Below are 13,246 nucleotides of genomic sequence, written 5' to 3'. Positions count from 1 at the left end.
TCAGCTAAGGCACTTAAGGCATTGGCACGATAATTCTCATCCTGAATTGTCCTGGCAGCAGCAAGGGCTTCTGGCAAAACTTCTGGCAGTTTCTCAGCTAAGGCACTTAAGGCATTGGCACGATAATTCTCATCCTGAATTGTCCTGGCAGCAGCAAGGGCTTCTGGCAAAACTTCTGGCAGTTTCTCTGCTAAGGCACTCAAGGCATTGGCACGATAATTCTCATCCTGAATTGCCCTGGCAGCAGCAAGGGCTTCTGGCAAAACTTCTGGCAGTTTCTCTGCTAAGGCACTCAAGGCATTGGCACGATAATTCTCATCCTGAATTGCCCTGGCAGCAGCAAGGGCTTCTGGCAATAACTCTGGTGGCAGTTTCTCAGCTAAGGCACTCAAGGCATTGGCACGATAATACTTATCCTGAATTGCCGTGGCAGCAGCAAGGGCTTCTGGCAAAACTTCTGGCAGTTTCTCAGCTAAGGCACTCAAGGCATCGGCACGAGAATACTCAGACTGAATCGTCCTGGCAGCAGCAAGAGCTTTTTGCAGTGCTAATTCTTGAAGATTTGGTGGCAAATAGTTAACTAGTTGTGTCAGCGAGTTGACTTTCTCCTGTGGCTTTGGATTTTGCAGGGCGTAAGCTAGTCCTTGTTCGGGAGTCCACTTCTTGCTTTTGACCAAGGCAAGCAATAAATTTACTGGTACATTAGCTGCCAAACTATTCAGAGATGCACTAATCAAAGCATAGCGACACTGCAAACCTACAACTTGGGGCAAAGTTGATTCAGTCCAATTCGCCTCAGCTAATTCCCAAGCACGAGAAATATCTGTTATGTAACCCCCAGCTTGTCTTAATTTTTCTCGCGCTTCAAACCAGCCATTGCTTCCTGTCTGCGACTCTTCCCGCAATAACTGGTGAATTTCTTCTACTTGTTCAGCTTTCTCTAAATGCCAAACTAAATTTTGATGAATGTAACCATCATTAGGCAGGGTATGCCAAAAGTTTTTTTGAGTCTTTTGCCGATATTTTTCTAACAAAGCGACGTGAGCCTTGACAAGGGAAATACTTAGTCCTGGTAAATCACCCCGGCGCGGCTGTGGGGGAGCAGTTAACAAGTTTCGTGCTAAGTCGTGGAATAAGTCATGTAAGCGATAGGTACGCGTACCATCAGCAAGAGGAACACCAGGTAATAATAGGGCTTTACTTTGTAAATCTTTCAATGAATCAGAGGCATCGCGCTCATCTGCAATATCCCAAAGTGTTGCCGTCATTTTGGGATTAATAGTTACATCTTCAGGTAAGACCCCTAACCAAGTAAAGTATTTTTTGTCCTCTTGTGCCAATCGCTTGATGCTCAAATTCAAAGATGCAGTTAAGCTGAGGCGTTTTAAACTTGCTTCATCAGTAATATCATTTGCTCCTGGTCTATCCAAGGTTTTTAACCGAGCAATTTCTTGTTTAATATCTCCTAACAACACTGTCCAAGTTGTACCATCTGCAATTGTTGCTGCTGCAAGTTCCAATGCTAGGGGGAGATAACCAACGCCTTTAGCTAAATTTTCTGCTGACTCATGTTCTTTACCTGTAATCTCCCGTCCTAACTTGTTTGTCAGCAATTCCATTGCTTGAGATGCTGTCATTATATCCAGACTGTAGGTGCTGGCTCCTAATGCGTCAGCGATCGCTCCTTCACGAGTAGTTACTAAAACCTGACACCGCACCCCGCCAATATTAAACGCTTGTGCATGTTTTGTATCCCACGCGTCATCCACCACCAGCAACACAGCTTTGTCATAAAGCATAGTCCGCAGATGGCAAGAAGTTGCTTCTACACTCGTAGGTTTAAAGCTATAGTCTCCTAGTGCTTGCACCCAGCCACTAATTAAAGAAAGCACATTGGGGTCTTGACCTAATGTTGCCCAAAGAATGCCATTACAAAAACGAGATTGTACTTCTGCATCATGGGCTAAAGCCGTCGCTAAAGTCGATTTGCCCACAGAACCCAAGCCGTGAATCGCAGTAATTACCAAAGTGCGACTATCAGACGATGAACCGTTGAGGAGACGAGTCTTTAAATCATCGCTGTACTCTGGGCGTTCTACAAAGTGTGTAGGTAAAGGTGGCGCTTGAAATATGTTTGCGTGACCTAACCCCCTAACCCCCTTCCCTACGAGGGAAGGGGGAAAATTCAAAGCCTCTCTCCCTGTGGGGAAGAGGTTTGGAGAGGGGTTTTCTGCTTTCGATTTTTTTGGTCTGTTATTTTCCCATCCCTCATCAAACCGTTTGAGGTTTTTTTCTCTATCCCTTGACCATAGCTTGAGTGTAAAGTGCCAGTCTTCAGAACCTTGAGTGTGGATACGGCAATCTTCCAGAATCTTCAAGAAATCCTTCAGCAAATTCAGCGCTTCTCGAATTTGCTCTTTAGTTAACTTGCCAGAATGTTTGTCTTTTTGCGTCAGCAACTCCAACGTGACTAACGTAGTCTGCACAGTCAGCTTAGGGTTAGCGCTTTCTTCTTCTTTCCAGTCGTACTCAATTTTAAAGTTACCGTCCTCAAATTCCCCATCAGCAAAACAAAGCAACGCCTCTAGCACACGCTTGACTCGCTTTTTCGGTTCAGGGCCATAAGTTTGTCGTGGCATTGCATTTAAAAAATTGAGTAAGAAGTTTAGGGCTACCCCAAATTGAAACTACCACCCCAAACTCATGTAATCCAGATTCTAAAGCATTTTCAGCAAGATTAGGGTATTTGCATAGGGACACAACCCCAAAGAGAACCTGTATCTATACAAACAACTCTTTGGGAGATAAATAAATGCAAGGCAAGCGTCAAAATATTCTCAGTAAAACCATTGCTTTATTGCTGGCAATGCAACTATTCTTAATTGGTCTACAAGCTAAAAGCCGAATTGACCAAGGTAACTCAACCCTTGAGGCGTTAACCTGGATGATTCAACAATATATTCCAGTGCTGGTTAAAATTCGCAGCTTGCAGGATAAAAGAGAGAAGAACGATTCTTCAAAGCTTAAAAGTAAAAAATGAAATGGTAGGGTGTGTTAGGCGAAACGCTGTAACGCACCGCAATAGATATTCAAATGGTGCGTTGCGCTTTGCGACAATGCACCCTACGTTGGATATTTTTTTAATTAAAATCTCTTATTGTTCAATACAGTTCTGTTAAGAATAATCATAGAGTAGTGTATGCCATCCACACTAAAACTGCTGTATGAGTCGTCCCCCAATTATTCAACCTGGTCAAAGCTATACATTCAGCAAATATTTTGAACTTCCGTTTTCCCCAGAAGATATTCTTGCTGAACTTGGCTGTTCTTATAAACGCGAACGATTGCAATTACCAAAAACAGAATTTCCTCTTGAGATAATTGCAGAATTACATCGAGTCATTGAACGTAATCTCCGACGTGTTAAGCTACTTAGTGAGGATGCACGCAAGCAAGCAATTATTGCACCGATATTACTAGAAGTTTGCGAAATTGCCCAAACCCAATTGAATATTGAATATCCCATTAATGTAAGTGACCAGCTAAAAGGCAGCTTAGATTACTATATTGATAAAGGTAAGGGATTGTTAGTAATTGAAGCTAAACAAGCTGATTTAAGTAGAGGATTTACACAATTAGCAGTTGAGTTGATTGCACTCGATCAGTGGATAAATTCAGAATTGCCAAGTCTTTATGGTGCAGTAACTACTGGTGAAGATTGGCGATTTGCAATATACAACCGTCAGGAAAAACAGATAACGGAAGACCTAAAATTATATCGGGTTCCTGAAGAATTAACTGAATTAACTCATATTTTAGTTGGGATATTGAGCAATTAGACTTCACATCATGTCTGGGTAATTAGTTATGATTTCCATAGTCATTGCACCCCACACGCCAGATGCTCCACTTGGGGAGACCCCAAGACCGCACTGGCTCCCCTTAATCCCCTCCCCGCTCTTCGGGAGGGGAGATAAAGCGTAGCTTTGGCGGGGTGGGGTTCTGCGGGTTTAGTAAGTAATCAAGCGGACACGACATCTTGCACCGGGCGAATTCTATTCGCTCAATACTACACAAACATTTTCTACTACTCCATCTCAGCCAATTCTAACCAGCGTTCAGTCGCCACATCGATCGCGTGCTTGAGCTTTTCCACATGATCGTAGAGTTTTTGCACTTGGCTATAATTCCCCGGTGAGACATTCGCTAGTGTTTTCTCGGTTTCTGCCTTCTCAGCCTCTAACTGGGCAATTTTACCTTCCAACTGCTGAAATTCTTTTTTTTCCCAATTGGATAACCTCCGTCGCTTTGTATTCTCTACATCTTTGGGTGAAGATGCACCATTTTGGGCTTCAGTATTTTTGCCCTTCTCCTTAGTATTAGCAGCTTGTTGCTGTGCCTCTTCAGCCTTCTTAAAGTCCAGATAAATCGAGTAATTACCTGGATATTGCCGGAGATTACCGCCTTCCTCAAAGGAAAATACTGTGTCGATGGTGCGATCGAGAAAGTAGCGATCGTGAGAAACTACGATTACACACCCGACAAAATCCTCTAAATAATCTTCTAGTACCGCCAAGGTTTGTACATCTAAATCATTTGTCGGTTCATCTAAAATCAAGACATTGGGCGCACTCATCAAAACCCGCAACAGAAATAAACGGCGTTTTTCACCACCCGAAAGTTTATTAATTGGGGCATACTGCTGATTACCAGGAAACAAAAACCGCTCCAACATTTGGGAAGCAGTAATTTGAGTCCCATCGGTAATTTTGATAAATTCACCTTCTTCTTTGATGTAGTCAATCACGCGCTGATTTTCGTTTAAGGCTGTGAGCAATTCTTCAGAATGCTGGTCAAAATAACCGATGTGAATTGTAGTACCAATTTCTGCAATCCCAGAATCTGGCTTAATCTGACCAGTAATAATATCCATTAAGGTGGATTTCCCAGCACCGTTAGCGCCGATGATGCCAATGCGGTCTTCTGGACTAAATTCGTAGGTGAAATTATTAATCAGGGTACGTCCATCATAAGCTTTAGAAATGTTATCTAATTCAATAACTTTTTTGCCAATGCGACGACCAACTGTAGAAATATCAACTTTACCCTGAACTTGTTTAAACTCAGTATCCCGCAGAGCATGAGCGCGGTCAATTCTAGCTTTTTGTTTTGTACTTCTGGCTTTCGGCCCTTTTTTGAGCCATTCCAACTCGCGCCGCAACAAGCCTTGATGTTTACGTTGACTACTTACGGCAGATTCTTCAGCTAAGGCTTTCTTTTCCAGGTAATATGAATAGTTACCTGTGTAGGTGTAAATGTCGCCTCGGTCAATTTCAATGATTCTATTAGTAACGCGATCCAAAAAGTAGCGATCGTGGGTGATGAGAAAAAGTGCGCCGCGATAGCGATTTAAATAACTTTGTAACCATTCTACAGAAAGAGCATCAAGATGGTTTGTCGGCTCATCCATGAGCAAAACATCGGGTTCTGCTAGCAATGCTGATGCTAAAGCAATGCGCTTGCGATAGCCTCCAGACAAAGTGCCTATCTTGGCATCAAAGTCAGAAATTCCTAATTTTGTGAGGATGATTTTAGCATTAGTTTCTAGTTCCCAAGCACCATTTGTATCCATCCGTTGCATCACCACAGAAAGGCGAGACATCAGTTGGCTATCATCTGGATAGTGAGCTAATTTATCGGAAAGTTCTTCATACTCCCGCACCAAAGCCATATGTTCGCCACTGTCAGCGAAAACTTGCTCTAAAACTGTGTGATTTTCATCTAAATCTGGCTGCTGGGATAAGTAGATAATTTTAGAACCAGAGTTGACTAAAATCTGACCGCTATCAATCGATTCTAACCCGGCAATCATTTTTAATAGGGTTGATTTCCCTGAACCGTTAGTACCAATTAAGCCAACTTTATCGGTAGCATCGAGGCTAAAGCTAGCATCTTTTAAAACTTCTTTGATGCCAAAGTCTTTTTTAACTGACTGTAGTGTAATAATACTCATAATATCTAGTAATTTTTCATTGCTCATTAGTTAGTAGGTAAGGCACATACCCTACCTACATTGTCCGAATTCTATACAAATAAATCCAAGGGGAGATGTCCATACATTTCGTTGATTCCGTCTTCGTGGTAAGACTGGCAAGACACTAATACACCACGGTGATGTCCAGCATAAGAATCGAGATAACACAAGCCATTTTTACCATTTAATTTGATATAAACTGGCCCTTCAGGTGTAAGTAAATTGTCTGGTGGTTCATAACCCAAAGCCAGAGAATAGGTCATCATGGCCAGTATTCCTTCTTCTGCTGTATCAGCACAAATTCCTAGAATTTGATAATCAGCAAGCTTGGTGAGCAAAATTAAGGCATTACGAATTACTGCTTTTTCTGATGGCTTGAGGATAGGCGCAATGTCTAAACAGTTGAATTTATTCAGTAATTTTTTCGCTTCTTCAGCGGTGAGATTGTGAGAATTGGGGGTTGACATAAACTTTGATGATGATCTTGTTGATTTTTCTGTTGTGTTTGAGTTGGGACTAGCCCAACTTATACTATTTTGGATTTTCAATTTGGGATTTTCGATTTTTTTTATATTGGGGATTGGGTATTTGGAATTGGATTAGTAATTGGTAATTGAAAGTTTACCCAGTCCCCAATCCCTTTTACGGTTGATTTTGAACATTCCCAAGGTTGAATATGAAGGGGACACCGCTTTTTGAGTCACCACCCATAACGAGGACTTTAGGCATCTGAGCGCCGCCACTCTTCCAAGCTTCAATTGCTTCTTTTTGTAGAACCAGCTGTCCTCCTTGGGCTTTGAGTGTCTCTGCTAAGAGTCTTTGAGATTCTGCCTTACCTTTGGCGCGATTCACATCTGCTTGTGCTTCTTGTTCAGCTTCCCGTGCTACATAAACGGCTCTTTGCGCCCGCTGTTCAGCAATTTGTTTTTCTTCCACTGCTTTGGCAAATTCTGGTGAGAACGCTAAATCAACTACGCTAGTATCTAACACAATTATCCCATATTTGTCTAAGCGATCGCCTAGTGCTTGATCAAAGTCTTCTTTTAATTCACTTCTTTTAGTAATTGCCTCTTCTACTGTTCTTCTGGCTGCGGCAATTTTAAATGCTTCTTGTGTCTGAGGTGCAATAATTTTCGATACAATATTTTCTAAGGTTCCTTGTTTCCTTCTAACTTCAACTACCTTCACGGCATCGAGGCGAAAGTTGATTGCAAATCTCGCAGATAAATTTTGCAAATCCTTAGTAGAACTTTCCGCTGGCACTTCAAATTTTTGCACTGTCAAATCATACACATCTATCACTGAGATAAAAGGCGGTTTCACGTGAATCCCTTCCAATAAAGCGCCATCTCTCGCTTTACCCAAGATGCTGATAACTCCTGCTTGTCCTGGGTTAATAATGATAAAGGAATTTAATCCGAAAATCACTAGTATTACTAACACAATTCCTAAAACTGTGGTTTGCCAATTTCCCAATTGCTGATTTTTCAAATTCCTCTCTCCATGTTGAGTGCTGTTAGCGGATTGCTATGGTTTAGCCCGTGCTGTTAGCGGATAGCTATGTTTAGCCCGTGCTGAGTAAAATAATACGGATAAATCTGAAAGTAGTAAATAGTCAAAAGTTTTACTCTGATTTGAGTAAACTCAGTTACTACTTTAAGTTTCTCATTAGTATGTCTGAATCAAATTTTTAATCTAAATAACGCAGCACTAGCGGTTTTGTGTCCATCCTTAGTGATGATATTAACCAATTAGAGCGGTTTCTGGATGGGGGAGCGAATGATATTATCCAAGTTTCCACAACTGTTTTAATTTATTGTTGGAAACATATATGCAAGTTACAGATGTAGTTGTCATTGGTAGCGGTATTGGCGGTTTGAGTTGTGCTGCTCTTTTGGCACGATATGGCTTTGATGTGATAGTCTGCGAAAGCCACTCCATTGCTGGAGGCGCTGCTCATGCTTTTGAGCGCAATGGTTTCAAATTTGACTCGGGCCCGTCTCTCTACTCTGGACTGTCTTATAGCCCCTCTGCTAACCCCCTGCGACAAGTGTTAGATGCAATTGGTTCTGAATTACCATGCGTAACCTACGATACTTGGGGTTGTTGTCTACCAGAAGGCGATTTTGACACGGCGGTTGGTGCCGAGCAATTTTGTGAAGTGCTGATGAAATTCCGTGGTGATGATGCTGTAGCCGAATGGCAAGAACTCCAGCGCGTTATGGAACCATTTGCTAAGGCAGCAACTTCTATACCACCAGCGGCATTACGCTTTGATTTTGGTGCAGCTAGAACTGTGGGCCCGTTTCTCCCATCTCTGACAAAAAATGTGGCGAATATAATCAAGCTAACGGGCCCCTTCAGCCGGATTATGGATGGGGTTGTCAAAGACCCGTTTACCCGAAATTGGCTCAATTTGCTTTGCTTTCTACTTTCTGGATTGCCCGCAGATGGCACTAGCGCCGCAGAGGTAGCATTTATGTTTGCGGATTGGTATCGGCCAGACGCAGTACTTGAATATCCGATTGGTGGTAGTGGTGCTTTAGTTGACACCCTTGTACAAGGATTGGAGCGTCACGGTGGGAAGCTGATACTGGGCGCTCATGTGGAGCAAGTACTTGTAGAAGGTAATCGGGCGGTGGGTGTGCGTCTGCGCGATCGCCAAGAAATTCGGGCCCGGCGGGCAGTGATTTCTAATGCATCGGTTTGGGACACACTGAAGTTGCTACCAGAAAAGGCAATACCTAAACAGTACCGCAGCAAACGACAGGCGACGCCAGAATGTGATAGTTTTATGCATCTCCATCTAGGCATTGATGCTCAAGGATTACAGTCAGATTTGCGGTGTCATTACATCGTAGTTAATGACTGGGAATTGGGTATAACAGCACCTCAGAATGTTGTGGTGATCTCCATCCCTTCAATTCTCGATCCATCCTTAGCACCAGCAGGTAAGCACGTGATTCATGTGTATACACCTGGTAATGAGCCGTATGCTATCTGGCAGGGAATGGATCGAAGGAACCAAGAATACGCCGAACAAAAGCGATCGCGTGCAGAAGTAATGTGGCAAGCGCTACAGCGGATCATTCCAGATATTCGCTCTCGTTGCGAAGTCACACTCGTTGGTACACCTTTAACGCACGAGCGTTTTCTCCGCCGTCACCAAGGTTCCTACGGCCCAGCAATTCCGGCTGGAGATGGTATGTTTCCTGGGCCCAGCACACCTCTACCAGGACTGATGTGCTGTGGCGACTCAACATTTCCCGGCATTGGTTTACCAGCAGTCGCCGCCAGTGGGCTGATTGCCGCGAATACCCTTGCACCTGTTAATAAGCATTTAGCTATGCTTCAGGATATCAAGTGCATTTAATTTTATAAAATCTCGTTGCCAAGAGAGCCGCACCCGCTGCCAAAACTGCTAGTACACTGTCAGGTTCGGGTACGGCAACAACTTGAGCATCAATTCGTGCAGTTCCAGCAAACAAACCTGTCAAGTCAGGTTTTTGCAGTATATTTGCAAACTCTGGAGAAACCAGCAATTTAACATCAGGGATGGTTAAATTTTCACCATCAAAAGCCACAGGTTCTGGAATACTCAAATCAAACAAAATTGTATTTAGAGAATATGTGTCTCTTAAAACAAATCCGCTGGCATCTTTAACGGTACGTCCTGGAACAAAACCAATTGAAAAGTCACCGACAGTAATATTATCATTGAAGGTAACAGTACCAGTATGCTCGATTGTACCTGAGAGTGGAGTAAAACCGCCCTCGTCACTGAATGTAAAGTTGGTGGCTGAGTCGATGTTGAAGCCAACTAAATAATTACTGGGAATTGGTGCGACTGTATTATTACTGCCTGTCAAGTTTAGCCCGATACTTTTAAGAATATCCTCGTGGTCACGATCAATGCTGGTAACTCCAGATGTCACTTTAAAAGTTGCAGCTTCTACTTGTATGGGTGCAATTGATATAAAAGCTGCTGTTGTACAACCAAGAATCCCTGCAAACTGAAAAAAGCGCATAGATACTCCTAATCTTTGTAGTTCATTTTATCTAAAAAAGGCTCTTGATTAATCTAAAAACTTAGGCATTACCGCTAAAAGCCTACTTTCAAAAGATAAAAAAATACTTTTTTAAAGTTTACACAAAGTAACCATCAAGCTAATATCAAAATTTTAGTCATACAGTTACAAATGCAAAGTTAATTAGGTGGGTATAAATAAATATCATTGCTCAAAATGGAGCGTAAAGGATGATGAATAAGGGATTATAGATAGAAAATGAAAAAAATATAGTTACGTTTAATTATGCCTAATGCCAATTATTTAGCCTTAAACCTAACAATTATGTGGTCAAACATAAGCTTGACTTCTAATTATTGATAAGTTTAGATTAAGAGTTGAAGTACTGTCTTATCCCATTTCACTTTCATAATGATACAAATACGTTGCTAGGAGCATAGCAATGCTTATGCGTGTCAATTTAAGCTAAAACACGAGATAAAATTCTCGTTTCCAGCCAGAGGCTGGAAATGCATTAAAAGCTGCTCTGCCGCAAATTCAGGAGGCGGCAGCCCTCACAATAGGCATTCCCAGCCAGAGTCTGGGAACGAGAGAAAGCTGATTTATTCTCACCGACTTACTTCTTAGTTCACAGACTTGTTCTAATCCACCAGCTTATTTTCTCCAAATTAAGATCTATTTCTTGCCAAAAGCTTGCTGAAGAGTCTGCTTCTCTTGTTGCTGCAAATATTTTATCTATACTGTCGAAGTTTTTTTGAATCAACTGCTTATCGAGTTTAGGAATATCTAATTTCAGATATTTCAGACGGTTGGGTAACTCTACTTTCTCTTTAGTCGGCAAGTGGGGAATCTGATCAACTTGTTCTAAAATTTTGTCTACCGATGCAATTACTTCTTTCAGGCTCGGCTTTTTAGTTTGTAATTGTAAATCTTTTTCTTCAAAGTTTGCTTCTTGATTACCTAACTTTACTATCACTATTTTGACGAAGAAAATATTGTAATCAACCTGACTAACTTCACCCACTTGCTTGTGGTAGTTTCCACTTTTATTTATAAGTACTATGTCACCTTTCTCAATTCTGTCGTTCATAATTTATATAGCCTCTGAATGAAATTGCTAAATAATCTCCTCTACGGAAAATACTACTCTAAAGCCACAAATCCTCAGTCCACCGTCTGACTCATTCCAGCTACGACTAGCGCTGCGACAAAGTTCTGCACTGAAACTCCACGAACCACCACGTAGCACCCGGCGGTGTATATCACCGCCAACTTCCCAAGCTGTTCCATCTAAGGGTGCGCCGTTGTAATTGTTGTGCCACGAATCAGCACACCATTCCCAAACTAGCCCGTGCATATCGTACAATCCAAAGGCGTTGGCGACTTCAAAACTACCGACGTTTGTTGTTTCTTTACGGAATTTGCTTTTTGGTTCCACAGTGTAGCTGACTAACTCAGAGGTAATTGTTTCGCCAAAGTGGAAGGAGGTTGTAGTTCCAGCCCGACAAGCATATTCCCATTCAGCTTCACTCGGTAAACGATAGTCGCGTCCAGTTTTTTCTGATAGCCTGAGACAAAATTCTACAGCCTCATACCAAGATACATTTTCCACTGGTCTATCTAGACCTTTGAATTTTGATGGATGGGGATTTAAAGCTTGTTTGACTTTGGGTAAAGCTGCTACTACTCTCCACTGTGCTTGAGTTACGGGAAATTTTCCCATAAAAAATGGTTCGACGGTAACTTGATGTCGAGGACGTTCGTCAGCATCCCCTTCAAACTCTGGTGAACCCATCATGTAAGTTCCACCAGGAATCGATACCATTTCTAATGTGATAGACTTACCTAATTCTTCGGCAAAAAAGGTTGCATTGCAGCTCATGCGGTTTACTTCTCTACCACCTGTGTCTACTGTCACTACGTCAAATTCAAAGGTTTCTAAGGAGAGTAATGGTATTATTACTTTTTGCGGTAGCGGCGGTAATATGGGTTGGGGCATCGAAACAATTTTTAGGGCAACAGGTTCAATGTTCGATGTTGTAAACTTCAAATCGTTGATAACTTCTACTGCTGTTTGATACCTTTCACTCGGTAAGTGTTTTAGTAATTTATCTAAAATTTTCCCTAAGTCATCGCTGAGAGTAATACCTTTTTTCTGTAACCGTTCGCGCCACAACCACTTCGCATTCATGGCATCATAAATAGGATCATTAATCTGTCCAGAAGCATCCTGCAAAGGCAAACATTGAGTTAAAAGACGCACACAAGTTACACCCAAAGCATACAAATCACTGCCGTGACAAGCAAATCCAGCCATTTGTTCAGTTGGGGCATAACCAAGGGTATAAATTACTGTAGCTTGTCTTCCTAAACTGGTTTGTGTTACCTGTTTAGCACCGCCAAAGTCAATTAATACGGGTTTTTCATCACTTGCACGCCGGATAATATTTTCTGGTTTGATATCCCGATGAATGACATTATGAGTATGAATGAATTCTAGAACTGGCAATAAATCAGCTAAAAGTTCCCAGATTTGTGATTCGCCATAGATTTGTTGCTGAACTTCTTGTAAGAGAGTTTTTCCTTGAATAAATTCTTGAACAAGATACAAGCTAGTACCTTGTTCAAAATAAGCTAGTAATCTGGGAATTTGGGTATGATTTTCTCCCAGTTCATACAACCGAAAAGCCTCTTCTTTGAAAAATTCGGCTGCTTTAGTGCGTTGTCCTGTTCCCTGAAATTGTGGGAAAAATTGCTTGATGACGCAAGGGGCGTTTAGTCTGTCTACATCTTCTGTAGCATAGGTTCTGCTAAACCCACCTTCACCTAAAAGTCTCAATACGCGGTAACGGTTTCTTAGAAGTTTGCCAAAGTTGCTTTGTCCGCAACTCACGCAAAATTTATTGCTATCAGAGTTGAATGGATTTGAGCAATTGGGATTTTGGCAGATTTGCATAATCAGGAGGAAATAGCATCTTCTCCAAAGTTAGCCCCAATATTATCTAATTGAAAACAGTTATGTAGAGAAGCGAACACGGAAATTTTTATATGTGCTTAAAAATTATAAAAATATTTTAGGAGAGACGCGATTAATCGCGTCTGTACAATTTGGTTGGGTAACATGGTGCATTAGGATAAGGGGATAACGCACCCTACTTGTGAATTATGAATTATGACTTCTTCA

Annotated in this window: 10 protein-coding genes; 3 read left to right on the top strand and 7 right to left on the bottom strand. The window is 41.8% G+C overall.

Features of this window, described 5'->3' with window-relative positions:
* Positions 1-2,639, bottom strand: a 2,639-nt coding sequence (locus tag V7K30_RS18915; protein WP_335001816.1) for an NB-ARC domain-containing protein, incomplete at its 3' end; no start/stop codon positions are given.
* 173 nt (positions 2,640-2,812) lie between these two features.
* On the opposite strand from V7K30_RS18915, the gene V7K30_RS18910 reads away from it, so the two are divergent.
* Positions 2,813-3,040, top strand: a complete 228-nt coding sequence (locus V7K30_RS18910) for a hypothetical protein (RefSeq protein ID WP_335001814.1) — start codon at positions 2,813-2,815, stop codon at positions 3,038-3,040.
* A 184-nt stretch (positions 3,041-3,224) separates the two neighbouring features.
* On the top strand, positions 3,225-3,839 hold the full coding sequence (locus V7K30_RS18905) for a hypothetical protein (RefSeq protein ID WP_335001812.1): 615 nt from the start codon (positions 3,225-3,227) through the stop codon (positions 3,837-3,839).
* A 248-nt stretch (positions 3,840-4,087) separates the two neighbouring features.
* Here V7K30_RS18905 and V7K30_RS18900 read toward each other — a convergent pair whose 3' ends face one another.
* The 3 genes from V7K30_RS18900 to V7K30_RS18890 form a co-directional block, all read right to left on the bottom strand.
* Entirely contained in the window at positions 4,088-6,013 is a 1,926-nt protein-coding gene (locus V7K30_RS18900; RefSeq protein WP_335001822.1) for an ABC-F family ATP-binding cassette domain-containing protein, read from the bottom strand.
* 71 nt (positions 6,014-6,084) lie between these two features.
* On the bottom strand, positions 6,085-6,501 hold the full coding sequence (locus V7K30_RS18895) for a DUF1824 family protein (RefSeq protein WP_335001810.1): 417 nt from the start codon (positions 6,499-6,501) through the stop codon (positions 6,085-6,087).
* Positions 6,502-6,676: 175 nt separating this feature from the next.
* Complete coding sequence (locus V7K30_RS18890; protein ID WP_335001808.1) at positions 6,677-7,525, bottom strand: prohibitin family protein; 849 nt, start codon at positions 7,523-7,525, stop codon at positions 6,677-6,679.
* Between the two features lie 340 nt (positions 7,526-7,865).
* Here V7K30_RS18890 and V7K30_RS18885 point away from each other — a divergent pair, with 340 nt between their 5' ends.
* Positions 7,866-9,407: a phytoene desaturase family protein gene (locus V7K30_RS18885; RefSeq protein ID WP_335001806.1), complete on the top strand. Its 1,542-nt coding sequence runs from the start codon at positions 7,866-7,868 to the stop codon at positions 9,405-9,407.
* Here the strand turns inward: V7K30_RS18885 and V7K30_RS18880 are convergent.
* The 3 genes from V7K30_RS18880 to V7K30_RS18870 form a co-directional block, all read right to left on the bottom strand.
* Positions 9,394-10,062 (bottom strand): hypothetical protein, encoded by a 669-nt coding sequence (locus V7K30_RS18880; RefSeq protein WP_335001804.1) that lies wholly within the window; start codon positions 10,060-10,062, stop codon positions 9,394-9,396. The two genes, V7K30_RS18885 and V7K30_RS18880, sit on opposite strands and share 14 nt — an antisense overlap.
* A gap of 628 nt (positions 10,063-10,690) precedes the next feature.
* Entirely contained in the window at positions 10,691-11,152 is a 462-nt protein-coding gene (locus V7K30_RS18875) for a hypothetical protein (protein ID WP_335001802.1), read from the bottom strand.
* Positions 11,153-11,179: 27 nt separating this feature from the next.
* Positions 11,180-13,018: a bifunctional serine/threonine-protein kinase/formylglycine-generating enzyme family protein gene (locus tag V7K30_RS18870; RefSeq protein ID WP_335001800.1), complete on the bottom strand. Its 1,839-nt coding sequence runs from the start codon at positions 13,016-13,018 to the stop codon at positions 11,180-11,182.
* Positions 13,019-13,246: the final 228 nt, after the last annotated feature.

Origin of the sequence: Nostoc sp. (genome assembly GCF_036917655.1) — a bacterium.
Taxonomy (GTDB): Bacteria; Cyanobacteriota; Cyanobacteriia; order Cyanobacteriales; family Nostocaceae; genus Nostoc.
This window is presented reverse-complemented; position numbering and strand designations above follow the sequence as displayed.

Coding starts and splice junctions, on each gene's coding strand:
- V7K30_RS18910 (WP_335001814.1), top strand. CDS start 2,813: ATGCAAGGCAAGCGTCAAAATATTCTCAGTAAAACCATTGCTTTATTG.
- V7K30_RS18905 (WP_335001812.1), top strand. CDS start 3,225: ATGAGTCGTCCCCCAATTATTCAACCTGGTCAAAGCTATACATTCAGC.
- V7K30_RS18900 (WP_335001822.1), bottom strand. CDS start 6,013: ATGAGTATTATTACACTACAGTCAGTTAAAAAAGACTTTGGCATCAAA.
- V7K30_RS18895 (WP_335001810.1), bottom strand. CDS start 6,501: ATGTCAACCCCCAATTCTCACAATCTCACCGCTGAAGAAGCGAAAAAA.
- V7K30_RS18885 (WP_335001806.1), top strand. CDS start 7,866: ATGCAAGTTACAGATGTAGTTGTCATTGGTAGCGGTATTGGCGGTTTG.
- V7K30_RS18880 (WP_335001804.1), bottom strand. CDS start 10,062: ATGCGCTTTTTTCAGTTTGCAGGGATTCTTGGTTGTACAACAGCAGCT.
- V7K30_RS18875 (WP_335001802.1), bottom strand. CDS start 11,152: ATGAACGACAGAATTGAGAAAGGTGACATAGTACTTATAAATAAAAGT.
- V7K30_RS18870 (WP_335001800.1), bottom strand. CDS start 13,018: ATGCAAATCTGCCAAAATCCCAATTGCTCAAATCCATTCAACTCTGAT.